The sequence below is a fragment of the Brevundimonas sp. GW821-FHT09G01 genome, assembly GCF_059416065.1.
In genome coordinates this window covers 1-18,082 of the sequence record NZ_JBWKOL010000001.1, presented here as the reverse complement: position 1 = coordinate 18,082, position 18,082 = coordinate 1, and the positions used below count along the sequence as shown (strand labels likewise).

Here is an 18,082-nt window from a genome sequence, read left to right as displayed (position 1 = left end):
GGCCTCATTCAATTTTTCTTCGCCATTCACCATTCCGTGATTGAAAATCGCGCGGAAGTGATCGACATTGCAGGCGTGTTGCAATGCAGCAAATTCCACCCGGCGCCCCGGCCGGTTGCGGGATCAAAGGCCTGGACTGACTTATGAGCAACCAAGCGATCCGGATCGACGCCGCAAACGCTGCGTCGGCCCAGACTGACCGCCCGGCTTGGACCTGGCTGCCGGACGAAGCGCCGATGGCCATGCCGCGTCAGTCCCTCAACAGCTGGGACGCGACGCCGGAAGTCCCCACGCCCGCCACCTCGCCGGTGAACGTCGGCGGCCGTCGTCTCGCGCTCGCCGTCCTGACCGCGATTGTTACAGCCCTGGCCCTGATCGCGCCGGTAGCGCTGTTCGCGCGCAACGGCTTCGACGCCCTGGAAGTGGCCTCCCTGGTCATCTTCGGGGTGCTGATCACCGCCATCGGCTGCTGGTTCTCCAGCGCCGCCATCGGCTTCTGGGTGCTGCTGACCGGCCGCGAACAGGACGACCTGGCCTTCGCCCCGCATCCGGCCGAGCCGACCCAGCGCACGGCCCTGCTGATGCCGCTGTACAATGAGGACGCCCGCGCGGCCTTCGCGCGCTTGGCCGTGATCGACAATTCGCTGGCCCGCCTCGGCGTCTCGGACGCCTTCGACATCTTCGTCCTGAGCGACTCGACCAAGCCGGAAGCGGCCGATCAGGAGCATCAGGCCTATCTGGGCTTCCGCGCCCACGCCCACAGCCGCGTCTTCTACCGCCGTCGCGAGAAGAACATCGAGCGCAAGTGCGGCAACCTGTCGGAATGGACCCAGCGCTTCGGCGGCGCCTATCCGTTCATGCTGGTGCTGGACGCCGACTCGACCATGGCCGGCGAGACCATCCTGCGCATGGTCGACGCCATGGAGCGCAACCCGGGCATCGGCCTGCTGCAGACCACGCCGACCATCATCAAGGGCCAGACCCTGTTCGCCCGCGTGTCGCAGTTCAGCGTGCGCCTGTACGGCCGCGTCGCCGCCGCCGGCCTGGCCTGGTGGGCCGGCTCGGAAGCCAGCTACTGGGGCCACAACGCCATCCTGCGCACCGAGGCCTTCGCCTCGACCGCCCACCTGCCGATCCTGGCGGGCCGCGAGCCCTTCGGCGGCGCGATCCTGAGCCACGACACGGTCGAGGCCGCCCTGCTGCGCCGCGCCGGCTGGGCGGTGCACGTCACCGCCGCCCTGGACGGCAGCTGTGAAGAGACCCCGGCCACCATGCTGGACTTCATCCGCCGCGACCACCGCTGGTGCCAGGGCAACATGCAGCACCTGGGCCTGCTGAAGACCCGCAGCATGACCGTGATGAACCGCGTCCAGATGGCCATGGGCTTCATGGCCTACTTCTCGTCGCCCCTGTGGCTGGCCTCGCTGATCGCCGGCATGGTGATCCAGCTGCAGTACCCGACCGACTGGGCGTCGTTCGGCTACCTGCTGAAGCCCGAGTTCTCGCCCTTCATGCTGGCCACCCTGCTGTCGGGCGTGCTGCTGATCGGTCCGAAGGTCATGGGCGGCCTGCTGGTCATGAGCCGCCCGCGCGAGCGTCGCGCCTTCGGCGGCGGCAAGCGCATCTTCAAGGGCATGGCCATGGAGATCTTCCTTTCGGCCCTGATCGCCCCGATCATGATGGTCGCCAACACCAAGGCCATCATCCAGATCGCCGCCGGTCACGACGCCGGCTGGCACGCCCAGGACCGCGACGCCGACGGCGTCAGCTGGAAGGACGCCTTCCGCTCGATGCGCTGGCAGATGGCCACGGGCCTGCTGTTCTGCGTCGGTCTGGGCTTCCGCCCGGATCTGGTCACCTGGTTCGTCCCGGTGGTCCTGCCGCTGCTGTTCGCCGCCCCGCTGGTGGTCCTGACCTCGCGCCGCCGCCTGGGCGACGCGGCGGCCAAGGCCGGCTATCTGGCGGTTCCGGACGAGGCGGGCGTCAGTGTCAGCACCATCCCCAGCACGCAGCAGGTTTCGGCGTTGCGGGCCGTCGCCGGGGCCTGATCGTTCCGGCGGCCTCGCCGCCATGGTGCATCCGCGCAACACCGTTCCGCATTATGCTGCGGCGCAGCATAAATTCGACTCCGTCTACTGGCGCAAGCTCGGGCCGCTGATAGGCTGATCGGGCTTTCAGAAGGCGGGAAACGGCCCAACGGCCTCGATTTCATCCTCGGATGGGTCAGAGAGTTGGGCCGTGGACCCGCTTCGCAGCCGCCCCCGCTTTACGCAGACGCGAAAAAGCCGGACTGCCTGAACAGCCCGGCCCTTCCTCAATCTCATGGATCAGAAGACCGCCGCGCCGTCAGCGCGGCCGGGCCTCAGTGCGCCGAAGGCGAACGCAGGAACCACACGCCCGCGGCCATCATCACGACCGCCACGCCGACGCCGGCGAAGAAGTTGCCGTTCGGCATGAACCAGATCGTCAACAGGGCCAGCAGGGCCGCGATGGCCAGCGAGCCGTATTTGGCCATGCCCATGAACAGGTGGAACGTCGACGTCTGCTCGCTGATTTCCATCGAGCCTTTAACGTAGTCGTCGTGGGCGTGGGGGTCGGCCATGGGTCGGGTCCGGATTCGGGAAAAGAAAGTTCGCCGCCCTTATACCGGGGCCGCGCTCAGGCTCAAGCGGGGCGCGCCATTTCAGCTCAGTCCAGCGCCGCCAGAACGTCGCGGGTGAAGGCGATCGGATCGAAGCGCTTGCCGGTCGGGTCCTCGCCGCGGCGGACGATGACGATGTTCCGGCTGGGCACGATGATCACATACTGGCCCCGGTTGCCGTTGGCGGAGATGGTGTCCGGCGGAACCCCCTCGGACGTGTTCATCAGCCAGAAGGTCGCGCCGTAGCCCTGCTCGCCCATCGGCTGGGGCCCCGAGGGACGTGAGACGTACTCAAGCCAGCCCTCGGGCAGGATGCGCTCGCCGTTCAGGACACCGTCGTGGGCGTACAGCTGGCCGAAACGCGCCAGGTCGCGGGCCGTCGACCAGACCTGGCTGGAGAGGACATAGTTGCCGCGCCAGTCGGTCTCGGCCCAGGTCCGGTGCATCCCCAGCCTCTGAAACAGCTCCGCCGGCGGGTGTGACTCGAACGTCGGCGCGATCGCCAGCGTGGCCAGCAGGCTGTCGTTGTTGGCGTAGCGGTACCGCGTTCCCGGCCGCGCGATCAGCGGCCAGGTCGTGACCTGCTCGTCCACGCCCACGCCGCCGAAATAGAGGGCGTCGGTGCGGTTCCCCGCCGTGTCGCTGGTCAGGCCCGAGGACATCCGCATCAGCTGATCCAGGGTGATGGCCGCGCGGGGGTCGCCGGGCCGGTTCCAATCCGGGATAGCGGCGGGCGCATTCACGTCGATCTCTCCGCGGTGGGCCGCCGCACCGATCAGCGTGCCCGCGATGGACTTGGCCACCGACCACGTGCGCTGGGGCGTCTCAGGCCCGAAGCCGGGCGCATATCGCTCGCCGACGATCTGGTCGTTCTGGAGCACCACGACCGCTGTCGTGTTCACCCCCTCGCCGTAACCGGCGCCGAACGCTTTTCCGACGACAGCCTCGAGCGCCTGCGCGTCGGCCGGCCGGCCGGTCCGGAAGCCCCGGTCGGGTGTCCGGGTGGACCACACCCACAGGTCGCCGGCCTCACCCTGCCAACCGATAGGCAGGATCGTGCAGCCCGCGTTCGGCCTCCAGACGGCCGTCCGGGGCGGCAGGGTCTCGTCCCAGGCCACCGACACGGAATAGTCGTCGATCTGAGCCGGCATCTCGCGCACCAGCGCGTCCAGCTCGGGATAGACGCCGACCAGTTCGTTCCGCTCGACACTCTCAAGCGTGCGCGAGGCGCCCGCCATCGCGCCGTTCTTGACCGCGCTGCACACGGTCAGGGCCTTATATCCCGCCGCCATGGCGCGGACGCTCGCCGAGGGTCCGGACGGCGGCGTCTGGACGGGCGTCTGGGCCGCCGCGGGCAGGGCGAAGGCGGCGACCGCCGCGAGGATCAGGATGCGCATGGCGCGGACGGTCGCCCGCCCCCGCCGGGGCGTCAACTCAGACCATGGTCTCGAACTGGTCGATCAGCCGTTCCAGCCGCTTCGTGCCGATGGTCCAGAAGGCCGGGTCGCGCGGGTTCAGGCCGAACGGCGCCAGGGCCTCGACATAGCCCCTGGACCCGCCGCCCGCGAGCAGGTCGCGGTACAGGGGCGTGAAGCCCTCCGGGTCCTTGGCCCGCGTCTCCATCAGCGCCGCCACCAGCAGGTCGCCGAAGGCGTAGGCGTAGACGTAGAAGGGCGAGTGCACGAAGTGGCTGACATAGCTCCACCAGTGCTCATAGCCGGGGTTCAGCGTCACCGCCGGGCCCAGCGACGCACCCATCTCCTCCAGCCAGATCTCGCCGATCCGTTCGACCGGGACCTCGCCCGCCGCGCGCTCGTCATGGAACCGGGTCTCGAACCGGTGGAAGGCGATCTGGCGCACCACGGTGTTCAGTCCGTCCTCGATGCGGCCAGCCAGCAGGCCGCGCTGCTCGGCCTTGGGAGCCGTCTTCAGCAGGCGGTCGAAGGTCAGCCCCTCGGCGAAGATGGAGGCCGTCTCGGCCAGGGTCAGGGGCGTATCGGCGAGCAGGGACCCCTGCCCCGCCGCCAGCGTCTGGTGCACGCCGTGGCCCAGCTCATGCGCCAGGGTCAGCACGTCCCGCCGCTCGCCCATCCAGTTCAGGAAGACATAGGGGTGCTTGTCCGACGTCACCGGGTGGGCGTAGGCGCCGGACTGCTTGCCCGCCCGCGCCTTGCCGTCGATCCACGGCCTGTCGAAGAAGCCCTGCGCCCGCTCGGCGAAGTCCCCGCCCAGGTCGCCGAAGCTCTCCAGCACCAGCGCCTTGCCGGCCGACCAGTCATAGCCGCGCGGGGCTGTGGTCTCGAGCGGGGCGTTGCGGTCCCACTGGTCCAGCTTGGGCTTGCCCAGCACCTTGGCCTTCAGGGCGTAGTAGCGGTGCGACAGGCGCGGATAGGCGGCGGCCACGGCTTCGGCCATGGCGTCCACGGACTCGCCGTCCACCTCATTGGACAGGTGACGCCCATCGGCGGGGCGTTTGAAGCCGCGCCACTTGTCTTCCAGCGCCTTGTCTGCGGCGACGGTGTTGAGCACCAGCGCCATGGTCGAGGCGCGCGCGCCCAAGGCCTCGTCCAGCCCCTCGGCCGCCGCCTTGCGCTTGGCGCCCTTGGGGTCGGACAGGCGGTTCAGCGCCTCGGCCAGGGTCAGTTCGTCCTTGCCGGCCTTCACCTTCATCGCCGCCAGGGTTTCGTCGAACAGGCGCGGCCACTGGGCGCTGATGGGGCCGCGCTCGGCCAGGAAGGTCTCCAGCTCCTGGGACAGCTCATGCGGCTTCATCGCCCGCGTCCGGCGCAGCCATGGAGTCCAGCGGGCGGCGGCGGGATGGGCCTTCAGCGCCGCCTCGACGGCGGCGTCATCCAGCTGGTTGATCTCCAGCGTGACCCAGATGGTCGGGGTGGCGATGGCGGTCAGCTTCTCGCGCACCGTGGCCTCGAAGCCCTGTGCGCCCGCGTCGTTGCGGTTGGTCGAGGCGGCGAGGAAGGCGTAGGCTCCCAGCGCGCCCAGCACGTCCGAGGCCTGCTCGTACAGCGCGACGGCCCGGTCCAGCCGCTGTCCCAACGTCGCCGGATCGTCCTTGGCCGCGATCAGCTGGCCCTGCAGCCCGTTCAGTTCGCCGACCAGGGCGCGGGTGCGCTCCAGATCGGCCTCGATACGGGCGTCCTCGCGAGAGGCGTAGAGGTCGGACAGGTCCCAGACGGGGGCGTCCAGCGGATCGGCGGCGGTCTTGAAGGGGGCGTTCATGCCCTCCGTTGTGGGGATGCGCGCGGCCCGGCGCAACAGCCGAAAGACGCCAGACGCCGGGTTGGGACGGCGCGATCATCCGCTCCATGAGCTTCCTGATCCATCCCCTGCCGCTGGCCCCCTTCCATCCGCTGTTCGCGCTGGACGACGCCGGGCTGGAGGCCATGGGCGCGCGCCGAATGATCGCCGACGCGCCGAACAGCGCGCCCTGCCGGGTCAGCCTGGCCGACGCCGCGCCGGGCGAGGCGCTGATCCTGCTCCCCCACCGCCATCTCGATGCGCCCGCCAGTCCCTACCGCTCGGACGGGCCGATCTTCGTGCGCGAGACCGCCTCGGAAGCGGTTCTGGGGCCGGACGAGGTCCCCGACATGCTGGGCCGTCGCCTGCTGTCGGTGCGGGCCTATGACTCCGGGGCGATGATGATCGACGCCGATGTGGTCGACGGCGCCGATCTGGCGGTCCGGCTGAACCTCTGGTTCTCCGACCCGGTGATCGACCGGATCCAGATGCACACCGCCAGACGCGGCTGCTTCATGGCCGAAGCCCGGCGCGCCTGATCGGATCTACTTCCGGCGCGCGCCCTGATCCACCTCGGCGCCTTCGCGCATGTCCTGCCGGAGTTGCTCCAGCTCGGCGGGGGTGCAGCTGTAGTGCTGGCACATCCGCATCGCCATCTTCTCCATCATCTGCGGGACCAGCGCCATGACCGCGCGATCGGCCGCGGGCATCACCTGCACGCTCTTTTCCGCGATCGAGCGGCCCAGGGGGGTGTCATAGAAGGCGACCAGGGCGACCAGCTCCTCCTCGGTGAAGACGCCGGCGTAGACCGGGACCATTTCCGCGATCATCTGCGGGACCATATCCGCCGTCAGCTCGGCGGTCAGGCTGAGGATGAAGCGGCGGTCGGCCTCCGGAAGGGTCTGCATCTGCTCGTCATTGGCCATCTCGGCGCCGAGCATCTGATGGATCACGCCCTCGAACTGATCCGTCATCAACAGGTTCAGGTACCGGCGCGTCAGCTCCAGCTGCCGTTCGGACGGCGCGGTCGCCGCCGAAGAGGCCTGGGCCGCCCGGGCCGTATCGGCCGGCAAGGCCGTGCTGAGCAGCGCCGCGGCCGCGCACGCGATCATGAAACGCATCGTTATCCCCCCGTTCGCCCCATCTTTCCGCGTGGACGGCGCACGCACAACCGCCGATCAGCGGAAGCGGCGAATTATCTCAGCCAGATCCGGTTCGCCGACACAGGCCGCCGCCTGTTCGACCGACATCCAAAGCCGGTCGCGTTCCCCCTGCTCCTTCCACACAGGACGCACGGTGACGACCTCCAGCGGATAGACGGAGACCACGCACCAGCGCGGCGCGCGGCGCCGCAGCATCTTCAGATAGCGGAACGTCCCCAGCGGCTCGTCTCCGACCCGGCCTTCGACCCCGGCCTCTTCCAGCGCCTCGATGGCCGCGGCCTCGGCGTCCGTCAGGCCGGGCATGCGGCCGCCCTTGGGCGTGACCCAGCGCCGCGTCTCGCGCGAGGTGACCAGCAGGATTTCCAGCCCGTCGGGGCCGCGTCGCCAGGGCAGCGCCGCCACCTGACGCCGCTCGGCCCGTTCGGTGCGGATGACCTCGCCGGTCATCAGGTCAGGAAGATTCCGCCGACCCAGAAGAAGGCCGCGCCGATCGCCGCCGCCGCGGGCATGGTGATGAACCAGGCCGTGACGATGCTGCGGGCCACGCCCCAGCGCACCGCGCTGGCCCGCCGGGCCGCGCCGACGCCGACGATGGCGCCGGTGATGGTGTGGGTGGTCGAAACCGGAATGCCCAGGCCGGTGGCCATGAACAGGGTGATGGCCCCGCCCGTCTCGGCGCAGAAGCCCTGCTGCGGGCTCAGGCGGGTGATCCGCGACCCCATGGTGTGAACGATGCGCCAGCCGCCGAACAGGGTGCCCAGGGCGATCGCCGCCTGACAGGTGATCACCACCCAGAAGGGCACGTGGAACTCGGTCCCCGCCGGCGCGCGGGACAGCAGCAGCACCGCGATGATGCCCATGGTCTTCTGCGCGTCATTGCCCCCATGCCCCAGCGAATAGGCCGAGGCCGAGACGAACTGCAGCTTGCGGAAGATCTTGTCCGCGGACGACGGATTGGCCTTCACGAAGATCCACGACACCAGGAAGACCAGCAGCAGCGCCAGGGCGAAGCCGACCGCGGGCGACAGGAAGATGGCCGCGACGGTCTTGGTCACTCCGCCGATGACGACGGCGCCGGTCCCGGCCTTGGCCACGCCCGCGCCCAGCAGGCCGCCGATCAGGGCGTGCGAACTGGACGACGGAATGCCCGCCAGCCAGGTGATGACGTTCCAGCTGATGGCCCCCATCAGGGCCCCGAAGATCACCTGGTCCGAGATGATGGACGGATCGATGATCCCCTTCCCGATCGTATTGGCCACGTGCAGGCCGAAGAACAGGAAGGCGATGAAGTTGAAGAAGGCCGCCCAGCCGACCGCGAAGACCGGCGGCAGGACGCGCGTCGCCACGATGGTGGCGATCGAGTTGGCGGCGTCGTGCAGGCCGTTCAGGAAGTCGAACAGCAGGGCGACGGCGATCAGGAAGACGAGGATCAGCAGGGCGTGGTCCATCCGGGCCGCTCCTACAGGTGTTCGACCAGAACGCCGTTGATCCGGTTGGCCACGTCCTCGAACCGGTCGATCACCTTCTCCAGGTGATCATAGACCTCGGCCCCGGTGATGAAGGCCATGGCGTCGCCGGTCTTGTGCGCCTCATACAGCGCCTTCATGCCGTGATCGTACAGGGTGTCGGAGTCGCTCTCCAGCCGGGCGATCTTCTCGGTCAGCTCGTTCAGGCGGCCGTGGTTCTTGCGCATGGCCGGCAGCAGGGACACCGCCTCCACCGTCAGCGTCGCCGCCTCCACCGCGATATCGCCCAGCTGGCGCATGTGCGGGGCGAACTCGCGCATCTCGTACAGGGTGATGACCTTGGCGGTCTTCTGCATCTGGTCGATCGAGTCATCCAGCGAGTTGGTCAGGCCGCGGATGTCCGAACGGTCGAACGGGGTGACGAAGCTGCGGCGCACCGCGAACAGCACCTCGCGCGCCACGGCGTCGGCCTCATGCTCATGATCGATGATGCGCTGGCACCAGCGCGGCACCTCGTCGCCGCCCTCCAGCACCTTGCGCAGGGCGTCGGCGCCCTGGATCAGGGTCGCCGCATGGGCGTCGAACAGCCGGAAGAAGTTGTCTTCCTTGGGCAGCAGCGCCTGAAACCAGCCCAGCATCGACGAATCTCCCGAAATCGCGGTCGCGATCATGCGCGCTCACTCCCGCGCGGCAGGCCCTACGTCAACCCTCCGGTGACGGACGGTTCTTCACAAACGTCGGAATCCCGGCCAGATCACAGGCCGCTCCGTCGGAGGGTTCAGACCACGCGGGCGTCATAGGCGCGGCGCGCCGCCTCGACCTGGTCCATCCGGGTCTCGGCCCAGTCGATCATCGGCCGAAGCGCCTCGACCAGGGTTCGGCCCAGAGGCGTGATCTCATAGGTGACGCTGACCGGCACGGTCGCCTCGACATGGCGCAGCACCAGCCCGTCGCGCTCCATCTGCCTCAGGCTCTGGCTGAGCATCTTCTGGGATACCCCGCCGATCCGCCGCTTGAGCGCGTTGAAGCGCATGGGCCCGTCATCGAGCGTGGTCAGCAGCAGGGTCGTCCACTTGTCGGCGATCCGGTCCAGCAGCAGCCGGGTCGGACAGTCCTGCGCGCGCACGTCGCCCCGGGCGGTTTCCCGCGGGTGACCAGATGAGGTTTCGGTGCCTTCTTGCATGGATGATTTCTTTATCTCACTTGGTACCCATTGGAAACCACCAAGGACACCCTCCCATGAAGATCGTCGTACTGGGCGCCAGCGGCCACATCGGCTCGGAAATCACCAAGGAGCTCGCCGGGCGGGGCCATGCGGTCACCGCCGTGGCCCGCAAGCCGGAGGCGATCCCGACCGCCGACCGCGTCACGCCGGTCGCCGGCGACGCCTCTGACGCGAACGCTCTCGCCGACCTGCTGCGCGGCGCCGACGCGGTGATCAGCGCCCTGCACTTCGACGTGCCGGCCGAGACCCTGCTGACCGCCGTGCGCGAGGCCGGCGTGCCGCGCCTGCTGGTCACCGGCGGCGCCGCCAGCCTGGAGGTCGCGCCCGGCGTCCGCCTGATCGACACGCCGCAGTTCCCAGAGGAATGGAAGCCGTTCGCCACCGGCGGCATCACCTTCCTGGACCATCTGCGCGGGATCAGCGACGTGGACTGGACCTTCTTCTCGCCCGCCGCCCTGATCGAGGCCGGGCCGCGCCTGGGCCGCTACCGCACCGGCAACGACCAGCTGCTGACCGACGACAAGGGCGAAAGCCGCATCAGCTACGCCGACTACGCCCTGGCCATGGTCGATGAGTTGGAGCAACCGAAGCACAGCCGCGCCCGTTTCACCGCCGCCTACTGAGGAGGGGTCGAGATGAAGTTCCCGCTCGCCGCCGCACTGATGACGCTGGCGATATCGGCCGGATCCGTCCACGCCGAGCCCGTCGCCGCGCCTCATCCGCCCTCCTCGAGCGACCGCACCGCCACCGAGGCCGAGAACGCCCGGATCGTCACCGCCTTCTACGAACTGGCGTTCAACCAGCACCGGCCTACCGAGGCGGCCCGGCTGTACATCGGCGACCGCTACATCCAGCACAATCCGAACGTCCCGAACGGGGCCGAGGCCTTCTACGGCTATTTCGAGGGCTTCTTCCGCGAGCATCCGCAGTCGCGCGTGACCATCCATCGCGTCATCGCCGACGGCGACCTGGTCGCCCTGCACCTGCATTCGCAGGAAAGTCCCGATGATCCCGGCCGCGCCATCGTGGACATCTTCCGGGTCGAGAACGGCAAGATCGTCGAGCATTTCGACGTCATCCAGTCCGTCCCCGCCACGACCGCCAACGGCAACACCATGTTCCAGGGCGACAAGACCGATTGAGCGGGGACGACCGGCGACCCCGCCCGGCCTCAAGCAGCCCGAAGGGCGATAGGCCAAACAAAAAGAAAAAGGCCCCGGAAGATCGCTCTTCCGGGGCCTTCGTCATTTCAGCGGCTTGGACCTATCAGGCGCCCAGCGAAGCCGGGTCGATCTTGAAGCCCGGGCCCATCGTCGACGACAGGCTGATCTTCTTGACGTAGGTGCCCTTGGCGCCCGACGGCTTCGAACGGACCAGAGCGTCCACGAAAGCCTTCACGTTGGCTTCCAGGGCTTCCTGGGTGAACGAGGCCTTACCGATGCCGCCGTGGGCGATACCGGCCTTCTCGACGCGGAACTCGACGGCGCCGCCCTTGGCGTCCTTGACGGCCTGGGCGACGTTCGGGGTCACGGTGCCGACCTTCGGGTTCGGCATCAGGCCGCGCGGGCCCAGCACCTTACCCAGACGGCCGACCAGGGCCATCATGTCCGGCGAGGCGATGACGCGATCAAAGTCCATCAGGCCGCCGTTGATCTGCTCGTACAGATCCTCGGCGCCGACGTATTCGGCGCCGGCCGCGCGGGCTTCGTCAGCCTTGGCGTCCTTGGCGAAGACGGCGACGCGAACGTCACGGCCCGTGCCCGACGGCAGGTTGACCACGCCGCGGACCTGCTGGTCAGCGTGACGGGGATCGACGCCCAAGTTGACGGCGATCTCGATCGACTCGTCGAACTTGGCCTTGGCGTTGTCCTTGACGGCCTTGATGGCGTCGGCGAACGCCATCGGCGTTTCGCGGTCGCCCGACCAGGCTTGAATGCGCTTGGCTTGCTTAGCCATGGTCTTAGCCCTCCACCACGTTGAGGCCCATCGCGCGAGCGGAGCCTTCGATGATCTTGGCGGCCTGATCGAGATCGTTGGCGTTCAGATCTTTCATCTTCTTCTCGGCGATCTCGCGCAGCTGGGCGCGGGTGATCTTGCCGACCGTTTCGCGGCCCGTGAGCTTGGCGCCCGACTTCAGGCCGGTGGCCTGCTTCAGGTACCAGGTCGCCGGCGGCGTCTTGGTGATGAAGGTGAACGACTTGTCCTGATAGACGGTGATCACGGTCGGAAGCGGGGTGCCCTTGGCTTCCTTCTCGGTGCGCGCGTTGAACTCCTTGCAGAAGCCCATGATGTTGACGCCGCGCTGGCCGAGCGCCGGCCCGATCGGGGGCGAAGGCGTGGCGGAGCCCGCGGGCACCTGCAGCTTGATGTAGCCGAGAATCTTCTTGGCCATTGGTCTCTCCTATTCGGTAGCCCGGAACTCAATCCGGACCGGTGAGCCGTGGTGCGGCATGGCTGCCTCCCACGGATTTATGCGAGCGAACTCGCACCGCCCTGTTCAGAGCGAGGCGCGCGTATAGCGGAAGAGGGTCTGAAAGGCAAACGGCCGCGCGGCGCTGGGCTCAGTCGGATGCCGCGCCGCGCATGCGTTCCGCCAGCGCCGCCGCCTGCTCCTCCGCGTCCAGGCGCTGGGCCTTTCCTGCATAGAGGGCCTGGAGATAGTTCAGGTCCCAGTCCGTCAGGCCGTCGACGCTCCCCGGATGCTCAATGACGTTCAGCACCGTGTTGAACGGCGTGAAGTCTGTCCGCGGATCGACCTGGGCCAGGGTCAGCACCGCCAGATAGTCGCCCAGCTGGTTAAAACTCATCTCCGGAAGAGTCGTGAGGTCGACGATGATCAGCGAGCGGACCAGCCGGTCGGTGACCTGATCACAGTAGCGTTCGCCCCACCGCCGCCGGCAGGGCCACGGGGCGGGGCCTTTGCCCGGCAGCCGGATGGCTACTTGGTTGGTCCCGGCGATGTAGGGCAGGCTGATGTGCCACCAACGGACGGCGGCCTCCGAGGTCTGGAACTCCTGCAGAGCCCGGGAACCCCGGTTAGAGCGGGTGTAGCCATATCGAAATTGCCGACGATTCTGACCGACCAGCGCTGATGCGAGCTCCCGGCCGTCGTCCGTGCCCACGATCACGACGTTGGGCTCACAGTCGGGTTCGCCCAGCTCCACGCCGATCTCCTGCGCGACATCCGAGATATGGCCGATCAGCTGGTGCGCCATCTCCGGCCGGAAGTTGACGGTGCCGAGGCAGATCTTGGTTTCCCACCGCGCCAGCCCCCTGTCCCGCGCGGGCGCGGCGAGCCCCTCCACGAAGGTCTGCGCCAGCCGTTCAAGGTCGTCGCCGCTCACCACGACGTCAGGAAGGGTGGTGGGTTGGTCCTGAGCCTCCGGAACGGGCGGCGTCTGCGCGACGGCCTGGGAACAGAAGGCCATCGCCAGGGCGACGGCGGCGAACCTGACAAGCATCGGCTGTCCTCCCCGAACCCGGTGAAGGATAGTCGCGCCTCAGGGCATTTCAACCGAAAGAACGGCGTTGTGAAACGCAACCCGTCTGAAGAGTATTCCGGCGGAAGACCCGTCTCGCCTGAGCGGCGGCGGCCCTCACACCCGCTTGAGGATGCCGTTGATCGCGCTGGTGCAGTTCACGCCGAAGAAGTCCGTATAGTGGGTGTCGATCACATACGGCCGCCCTTGCAGGGCCCGGGCCAGTTGCATCTGCTTGGGAATGGCGTCCTCGATCACGAGGTAGTCGCCGGGGCGGAGGAAGTCGTCCAACGCCTGCATCGTCTGGCCCAGATCCCCATGGAAATCCTCGATCACCAGCACCGGGGAGCCGAAATTGTCGCGATTCGCCGACGCCGCCTTCACCCAGGCGATGCAGTCGCCCCGCCAGGTCCGGATCGCGCCCTCGATCCCGTCCTCGACCTTCAGATCCACGGCGTGAACGACCGCGTCCAGATCGTGGGCGACGCACATGTCCGCGAACCACGCCGCCGAGCCGCCGACGCCCGCGCCAAGCTCGATGATGCTGTGCGGCCGGATCTCGGCCAGCATCATCGGATAGAGGGCCAGTTCGTAGATCGTCTTGAAGCAATCCAGCCCGCGCCACTGGAAGGCGCGGCCGGCCCCCTGGCTGTAGAGCATCGCCCGAAAGTCCAGTTCGCTGTCGGCGTTGAACTGCGACAGCTGGGCCTCGCGCTGCGCCCAGGTCCGGTATCGGGGTCCCTTGTCCGACAGACGACGGAGATAGTGGCGCACCAGGTTGGCGTCCCCCTCCCCCACGGGCGCGCCGCGCAAGATTTCGATCACGCGATTATCGAGGTAGGTCGGGATGTTCCCGCGCTCCCGAATAACGTTGGTTACCTGAGAAATAGTCGCGCCGACGTCGGATACCCCCGCCTCTGCAAAAACGTCGCGCAAGCTCATGTCTGTACTCAGAATTGATTACTTATAGGCGCATGCCCCATGGCCTATTCATCAATGGCGAGAACAGCGTGGAATCGTGTCGGCATTCCGGCGCTCAGATGACACCTGATTAATGCAGAAGGCGGAGCGCCCCGGAAACCGGACGACGCAACAGGACCCCGGACATGCAAAACCGCGCCCGACTGGCGGGCGCGGCTTGGCGGTGCGGATCCCGGCCTGCGCCGGGGATGACAGGAAGACGCCTTAGGCGGCGACCTTCTCCACCTGATTGTACTCCAGGTCCACCGGGGTCGGGCGGCCGAAGATCGACACGGCGACGCGCAGGCGGGCGTGTTCCTCGTCAACGCTCTCGACCTGGCCGTCGAAGCTGGCGAACGGACCGTCGATGACCTTGACGGTCTCGCCGATGTCGAAGCGGATGGTGGGCTTGGGACGCTCGACGCCCTCTTCCACCTGGCCGACGATCTGCTGGACCTCACGCTCCGAGACCGGCAGCGGCTTGGTGCCGCCCGCGGCGCCCAGGAAGCCGGTGACCTTCGGGGTGTTCTTGACCAGGTGATAGGCCTGGTCCGTCATCTCCATCTTCACCAGCACGTAGCCGGGGAAGAATTTGCGTTCCGAGTTGACCTTGCGGCCGCGGCGGATCTCCACGACCTCTTCGGTCGGGACGAGGATTTCGGAGAAATTGTCCTCCAGGCCCTGCTGCTTGGCCTGATCGCGCAGTTGCTCGGCCACCTTCTTCTCGAAGTTCGAGTAGGCGTGGACGATGTACCACTTGTGGCGCGGATTGGCGGGCTTGGCGACGTCGGTCATTTGGGGGGCGGTCTCTCTTACTGGCCGAGCGCGAGGACGAACTGGGACAGTCGGGTCAGGCCAAAGTCTACAATAGCGAAGAAGACGGTCGCGATCAGGACCATCAGGAAGACCATCACCGAGGTGATCCAGGTCTCCTTACGGCTCGGCCAGACGATCTTGCGGCCCTCGGCGCGAACCTGGCTGGCGAACTGCGGGATCGACGTGCGCTTCTTCGGGGCCGGGGCGTCAGCCGCGACAGCGCTGCCGGCGATGGCCGGTTGAGCGGTCTGGGGGCGGCGTCCCGAAGGAGTCTTGGCCTTGGCCATGCGGCGTCTCTTCAAACAATCAAACCTGTCGCCACCAGATGGGGTGTCCCATCCGGCGGCGACAGGGGGAAAATGGCAGGAGTTGGGGGACTCGAACCCACGACCCCCGGTTTTGGAGACCGGTGCTCTACCAGCTGAGCTAAACTCCTGGAGCAAAAAGCCGTACGCGGCGGGTATTCCCGAGACGCACGCTTTCGCCAGACGCGGGGCTATGCCCGACCACGGCGGGGTTTTCAAGCGCCGTTACGGCCTTGCGGCCATATCCGCGCAAGAACGGCCTTAAGGTCAGTCGTCCAGGTGGGCGGCGACGGCCTGGGCCTCGTCTTCCTTGTTCACCACCTGGCGGAACAGCAGCTTGTCGATACGGCGGTCGTCCATGTCGATGACCTCGACCTCGAAACGGCCCAGCTGCAGCACCTCGCCCTCGTCCGGCACGCGCGACAGCTGGTGAAGGACCAGGCCCGCCACGGTGTGGAAGCCTTCCGCCTCGCCGAAATCCTCGCCCAGTTCGTCGGACAGCTCCTCCAGGTCCGTCTGGCCGTCGACCAGCCAGCTGCCGTCCTCGCGCTGGCGAATCCAGGCCTCGGCCTCGTCGTGGCTCTCGTCGAAATCGCCGGCGATCATCTCCAGCAGATCGGTGGCGGTCACCACGCCCTCGAAGGCGCCGAACTCGTCCACCAGGAAGGCCATGTGGACCTTGGAGGTCTTGAGGATCTCCAGCGCCTTCAGCACCGAGGTCGACTGCGGGATGAAGGCCGGGGTCTGCACCAGGGATTCGACGTCGAACTTGCCGTCGGTCAGCAGGCTGTCCAGCAGATCCTTCTTGTGGACCACGCCCAGCGGGTTATCGACGTCGTTCTCGCGCGCCACCACGATCCGCGAATAGGGACAGGTGCGGATCTCTTCGCGCAGCTGTTCGTCGGTATCGTCCAGCGCGATCCAGAAGACCTCGTGGCGCGGCGTCATCGCCACCCGGATGGGGCGGTCGCCGAGCGTCAGGATCTCCTCGATCATGGTCTGCTCTTCGGGCTCGATCAGACCGGCCGAGGTGCCCTCGGCGATCATGGTCTCGACCTCTTCCTGGGTGACGTCCGAGCCGTCGCGGTCCTTGACCCCCATCACCTTCAGGATGGCCGAGGTCGAGGCTGTCAGCAGCACCACGAAGGGCTTCAGCACGATGGCCAGGGTAGAGATCGGCGCGGCCATCTGGGACGCGATGGCCTCGGGGAAGATCAGCGCCAGCCGCTTGGGCACCAGCTCGCCGACGATCACGGAGATATAGGTGATCAGCACGACCACGACGCCGGTCGAGATCGCCGACGACCAGTGGGCCAGCGCCGGGATGCCGGTCTCGATCATGCGGTTCAGCTCACCGCCGATGGCGGCCTGACCGTAGGCGCCCGCCAGAATGCCGATCAGGGTGATGCCGACCTGGACCGCCGACAGGAAATGCGTGGGCTCCTCCGCCAGCTTCAGGGCCGCGCGAGCGCCCCGGTCTCCCCGCTCGGCCCGGCTCTGGAGCTTGGACTTGCGCGAAGAGACGACCGCCAGTTCGGTCATGGCGAATACGCCGTTGAGCACCACAAGGAGCAGAACGACGACGATGGCGATGGCTAACATCTAGGGGAGGAGAACCGGCGCGGCGCGACAAACGGCGTCCGCGGGGACAATGATAAGGGCGTTTCGCCCGAACCGCCACGGATTTCCGGGCGGCTCAGCCCCGGCGACCGATCTCGACCGATCCATAGGTGCCCCGCGATGCGCCGTCATCGCCCTGGACGGTCGCGCAGGCGCACATCCCGATCAGGGTGCCGATGAACAGGCCGATGTGGATCGCGCGACGCATGAAGTTACCAGAACCTTAACAACCTTCGCCACACAAGGGCGCAGGATTCGGGTTCCCGGCAAGGCCGCGCCCCCGTCGGTTGCAGGCTTAACCACGCCGCACGTCCTCACAGGCGAGTCACGGTGTCGCGCAAAAGAAAAGCCCCGCCGGATCGCTCCGGCGGGGCTCTTCGGTTCAGATCGTCAGACCGTCGATTACTCGATGATCTTGGCGACGACGCCGGCGCCGACGGTGCGGCCGCCTTCACGGATGGCGAAGCGCAGGCCCTGGTCCATGGCGATCGGGGTGATCAGCTCGACGTTCAGCTCGGCGTTGTCGCCCGGCATGATCATTTCCACGCCTTCCTTCAGGTGCACGATGCCGGTCACGTCGGTCGTACGGAAGTAGAACTGCGGGCGGTAGTTGGTGAAGAACGGCGTGTGACGGCCGCCCTCTTCCTTGGTCAGGATATAGGCCTCGGCCAGGAACTTCGTGTGCGGGGTGATCGAACCCGGCTTGCACAGCACCTGGCCGCGCTCGACGTCTTCACGCTTGGTGCCGCGCAGCAGCACGCCGACGTTGTCGCCCGCCTGACCTTGGTCCAGCAGCTTGCGGAACATTTCCACGCCCGTGCAGGTCGTCTTCTGGACCGGACGGATGCCGACGATCTCGACTTCCTCACCGACCTTGACGATGCCCTTCTCGACGCGGCCCGTGACCACGGTGCCGCGGCCCGAGATCGAGAACACGTCTTCCACCGGCATCAGGAACGGCAGGTCCACCGGACGCTCCGGCTGCGGGATGTAGCTGTCGACCGTTTCCATCAGCGCCAGAACCTGGTTCTCGCCGATTTCCGGGTTCACGCCGTCGGTCGCGGCCTTGGCCGAACCCATGGTGATCGGAATGTCGTCGCCCGGGAACTGGTACGACGAGAGCAGCTCGCGCACTTCCATCTCGACCAGCTC

The 18,082-nt window shown here is 67.5% G+C and carries 21 protein-coding genes and 1 tRNA gene; 4 read left to right on the top strand and 18 right to left on the bottom strand.

Annotated elements, in window-relative coordinates:
• Nucleotides 1-143 precede the first annotated feature (143 nt).
• Nucleotides 144-2,048, top strand: coding sequence for a glucans biosynthesis glucosyltransferase MdoH (gene mdoH / locus AC07NB_RS00110; RefSeq protein WP_494571651.1), 1,905 nt, complete (start codon nt 144-146; stop codon nt 2,046-2,048).
• Nucleotides 2,049-2,362: 314 nt separating this feature from the next.
• Here mdoH and AC07NB_RS00105 read toward each other — a convergent pair whose 3' ends face one another.
• The 3 genes from AC07NB_RS00105 to AC07NB_RS00095 all read right to left on the bottom strand — a co-directional run bounded on the left by AC07NB_RS00105 (nt 2,363) and on the right by AC07NB_RS00095 (nt 5,878).
• Entirely contained in the window at nt 2,363-2,602 is a 240-nt protein-coding gene (locus AC07NB_RS00105) for an aa3-type cytochrome c oxidase subunit IV (protein ID WP_291834945.1), read from the bottom strand.
• Nucleotides 2,603-2,688: 86 nt separating this feature from the next.
• Nucleotides 2,689-4,038, bottom strand: coding sequence for a serine hydrolase domain-containing protein (locus tag AC07NB_RS00100; RefSeq protein ID WP_494571650.1), 1,350 nt, complete (start codon nt 4,036-4,038; stop codon nt 2,689-2,691).
• Between the two features lie 37 nt (nt 4,039-4,075).
• Nucleotides 4,076-5,878, bottom strand: a complete 1,803-nt coding sequence (locus tag AC07NB_RS00095; RefSeq protein WP_494571649.1) for a M3 family oligoendopeptidase — start codon at nt 5,876-5,878, stop codon at nt 4,076-4,078.
• A gap of 86 nt (nt 5,879-5,964) precedes the next feature.
• Here AC07NB_RS00095 and AC07NB_RS00090 point away from each other — a divergent pair, with 86 nt between their 5' ends.
• Nucleotides 5,965-6,435 carry a DUF1203 domain-containing protein gene (locus AC07NB_RS00090; protein WP_494571648.1) on the top strand — a complete coding sequence of 157 codons (471 nt, stop codon included), beginning with the start codon at nt 5,965-5,967 and terminating at the stop codon, nt 6,433-6,435.
• Nucleotides 6,436-6,441: 6 nt separating this feature from the next.
• Here AC07NB_RS00090 and AC07NB_RS00085 read toward each other — a convergent pair whose 3' ends face one another.
• The 5 genes from AC07NB_RS00085 to AC07NB_RS00065 all read right to left on the bottom strand — a co-directional run bounded on the left by AC07NB_RS00085 (nt 6,442) and on the right by AC07NB_RS00065 (nt 9,708).
• Nucleotides 6,442-7,017, bottom strand: a complete 576-nt coding sequence (locus AC07NB_RS00085; protein WP_492313581.1) for a DUF2059 domain-containing protein — start codon at nt 7,015-7,017, stop codon at nt 6,442-6,444.
• A gap of 57 nt (nt 7,018-7,074) precedes the next feature.
• Complete coding sequence (locus tag AC07NB_RS00080) at nt 7,075-7,506, bottom strand: NUDIX hydrolase (RefSeq protein ID WP_291834960.1); 432 nt, start codon at nt 7,504-7,506, stop codon at nt 7,075-7,077.
• The gene (locus tag AC07NB_RS00075; protein ID WP_291834963.1) at nt 7,506-8,507 is read right to left on the bottom strand and encodes an inorganic phosphate transporter; all 1,002 of its coding nucleotides are present in this window, start codon (nt 8,505-8,507) and stop codon (nt 7,506-7,508) included. The genes AC07NB_RS00080 and AC07NB_RS00075 overlap by 1 nt, the downstream gene beginning before the upstream one ends.
• An 11-nt stretch (nt 8,508-8,518) precedes the next feature.
• Nucleotides 8,519-9,163 (bottom strand): DUF47 domain-containing protein, encoded by a 645-nt coding sequence (locus tag AC07NB_RS00070; RefSeq protein ID WP_492313582.1) that lies wholly within the window; start codon nt 9,161-9,163, stop codon nt 8,519-8,521.
• Between the two features lie 140 nt (nt 9,164-9,303).
• The gene (locus tag AC07NB_RS00065; protein WP_492313583.1) at nt 9,304-9,708 is read right to left on the bottom strand and encodes a winged helix-turn-helix transcriptional regulator; all 405 of its coding nucleotides are present in this window, start codon (nt 9,706-9,708) and stop codon (nt 9,304-9,306) included.
• Nucleotides 9,709-9,764: 56 nt separating this feature from the next.
• Here AC07NB_RS00065 and AC07NB_RS00060 point away from each other — a divergent pair, with 56 nt between their 5' ends.
• Together AC07NB_RS00060 and AC07NB_RS00055 are read left to right on the top strand one after the other, a co-directional pair.
• Nucleotides 9,765-10,373 carry an NAD(P)-dependent oxidoreductase gene (locus tag AC07NB_RS00060; RefSeq protein ID WP_494571647.1) on the top strand — a complete coding sequence of 203 codons (609 nt, stop codon included), beginning with the start codon at nt 9,765-9,767 and terminating at the stop codon, nt 10,371-10,373.
• Between the two features lie 12 nt (nt 10,374-10,385).
• Nucleotides 10,386-10,892: a nuclear transport factor 2 family protein gene (locus AC07NB_RS00055; protein WP_494571646.1), complete on the top strand. Its 507-nt coding sequence runs from the start codon at nt 10,386-10,388 to the stop codon at nt 10,890-10,892.
• 124 nt (nt 10,893-11,016) lie between these two features.
• Here the strand turns inward: AC07NB_RS00055 and rplA are convergent, their stop codons facing one another.
• The 10 genes from rplA to AC07NB_RS00005 all read right to left on the bottom strand — a co-directional run.
• Entirely contained in the window at nt 11,017-11,706 is a 690-nt protein-coding gene (gene rplA, locus AC07NB_RS00050; RefSeq protein WP_492313586.1) for a 50S ribosomal protein L1, read from the bottom strand.
• Between the two features lie 4 nt (nt 11,707-11,710).
• Nucleotides 11,711-12,142, bottom strand: a complete 432-nt coding sequence (rplK, locus tag AC07NB_RS00045) for a 50S ribosomal protein L11 (protein WP_492313587.1) — start codon at nt 12,140-12,142, stop codon at nt 11,711-11,713.
• A gap of 169 nt (nt 12,143-12,311) precedes the next feature.
• Nucleotides 12,312-13,211, bottom strand: a complete 900-nt coding sequence (locus AC07NB_RS00040) for a hypothetical protein (RefSeq protein ID WP_494571645.1) — start codon at nt 13,209-13,211, stop codon at nt 12,312-12,314.
• A 135-nt stretch (nt 13,212-13,346) separates the two neighbouring features.
• Nucleotides 13,347-14,054, bottom strand: coding sequence for a CmcI family methyltransferase (locus AC07NB_RS00035; protein WP_494571644.1), 708 nt, complete (start codon nt 14,052-14,054; stop codon nt 13,347-13,349).
• A 360-nt stretch (nt 14,055-14,414) separates the two neighbouring features.
• Nucleotides 14,415-14,984: a transcription termination/antitermination protein NusG gene (nusG, locus tag AC07NB_RS00030; protein ID WP_291840182.1), complete on the bottom strand. Its 570-nt coding sequence runs from the start codon at nt 14,982-14,984 to the stop codon at nt 14,415-14,417.
• A 17-nt stretch (nt 14,985-15,001) separates the two neighbouring features.
• Complete coding sequence (gene secE / locus AC07NB_RS00025) at nt 15,002-15,292, bottom strand: preprotein translocase subunit SecE (RefSeq protein WP_291840179.1); 291 nt, start codon at nt 15,290-15,292, stop codon at nt 15,002-15,004.
• Nucleotides 15,293-15,365: 73 nt separating this feature from the next.
• Nucleotides 15,366-15,441: transfer RNA gene (locus AC07NB_RS00020), tRNA-Trp, on the bottom strand.
• Between the two features lie 136 nt (nt 15,442-15,577).
• Entirely contained in the window at nt 15,578-16,912 is a 1,335-nt protein-coding gene (locus tag AC07NB_RS00015; protein ID WP_492313590.1) for a hemolysin family protein, read from the bottom strand.
• 94 nt (nt 16,913-17,006) lie between these two features.
• Complete coding sequence (locus tag AC07NB_RS00010; protein WP_494571643.1) at nt 17,007-17,138, bottom strand: hypothetical protein; 132 nt, start codon at nt 17,136-17,138, stop codon at nt 17,007-17,009.
• A 194-nt stretch (nt 17,139-17,332) separates the two neighbouring features.
• Nucleotides 17,333-18,082 (bottom strand): EF-Tu C-terminal domain-related protein (locus tag AC07NB_RS00005; protein ID WP_494571642.1); only part of this gene is annotated, 750 nt, incomplete at its 5' end.

Bases quoted from the DNA above. Each gene is read 5' to 3' on its own strand.
- mdoH (WP_494571651.1), top strand. From the start codon at position 144: ATGAGCAACCAAGCGATCCGGATCGACGCCGCAAACGCTGCGTCGGCC.
- AC07NB_RS00105 (WP_291834945.1), bottom strand. From the start codon at position 2,602: ATGGCCGACCCCCACGCCCACGACGACTACGTTAAAGGCTCGATGGAA.
- AC07NB_RS00100 (WP_494571650.1), bottom strand. From the start codon at position 4,038: ATGCGCATCCTGATCCTCGCGGCGGTCGCCGCCTTCGCCCTGCCCGCG.
- AC07NB_RS00095 (WP_494571649.1), bottom strand. From the start codon at position 5,878: ATGAACGCCCCCTTCAAGACCGCCGCCGATCCGCTGGACGCCCCCGTC.
- AC07NB_RS00090 (WP_494571648.1), top strand. From the start codon at position 5,965: ATGAGCTTCCTGATCCATCCCCTGCCGCTGGCCCCCTTCCATCCGCTG.
- AC07NB_RS00085 (WP_492313581.1), bottom strand. From the start codon at position 7,017: ATGCGTTTCATGATCGCGTGCGCGGCCGCGGCGCTGCTCAGCACGGCC.
- AC07NB_RS00080 (WP_291834960.1), bottom strand. From the start codon at position 7,506: ATGACCGGCGAGGTCATCCGCACCGAACGGGCCGAGCGGCGTCAGGTG.
- AC07NB_RS00075 (WP_291834963.1), bottom strand. From the start codon at position 8,507: ATGGACCACGCCCTGCTGATCCTCGTCTTCCTGATCGCCGTCGCCCTG.
- AC07NB_RS00070 (WP_492313582.1), bottom strand. From the start codon at position 9,163: ATGCTGGGCTGGTTTCAGGCGCTGCTGCCCAAGGAAGACAACTTCTTC.
- AC07NB_RS00065 (WP_492313583.1), bottom strand. From the start codon at position 9,708: ATGCAAGAAGGCACCGAAACCTCATCTGGTCACCCGCGGGAAACCGCC.
- AC07NB_RS00060 (WP_494571647.1), top strand. From the start codon at position 9,765: ATGAAGATCGTCGTACTGGGCGCCAGCGGCCACATCGGCTCGGAAATC.
- AC07NB_RS00055 (WP_494571646.1), top strand. From the start codon at position 10,386: ATGAAGTTCCCGCTCGCCGCCGCACTGATGACGCTGGCGATATCGGCC.
- rplA (WP_492313586.1), bottom strand. From the start codon at position 11,706: ATGGCTAAGCAAGCCAAGCGCATTCAAGCCTGGTCGGGCGACCGCGAA.
- rplK (WP_492313587.1), bottom strand. From the start codon at position 12,142: ATGGCCAAGAAGATTCTCGGCTACATCAAGCTGCAGGTGCCCGCGGGC.
- AC07NB_RS00040 (WP_494571645.1), bottom strand. From the start codon at position 13,211: ATGCTTGTCAGGTTCGCCGCCGTCGCCCTGGCGATGGCCTTCTGTTCC.
- nusG (WP_291840182.1), bottom strand. From the start codon at position 14,984: ATGACCGACGTCGCCAAGCCCGCCAATCCGCGCCACAAGTGGTACATC.
- secE (WP_291840179.1), bottom strand. From the start codon at position 15,292: ATGGCCAAGGCCAAGACTCCTTCGGGACGCCGCCCCCAGACCGCTCAA.
- AC07NB_RS00015 (WP_492313590.1), bottom strand. From the start codon at position 16,912: ATGTTAGCCATCGCCATCGTCGTCGTTCTGCTCCTTGTGGTGCTCAAC.
- AC07NB_RS00010 (WP_494571643.1), bottom strand. From the start codon at position 17,138: ATGCGTCGCGCGATCCACATCGGCCTGTTCATCGGCACCCTGATCGGG.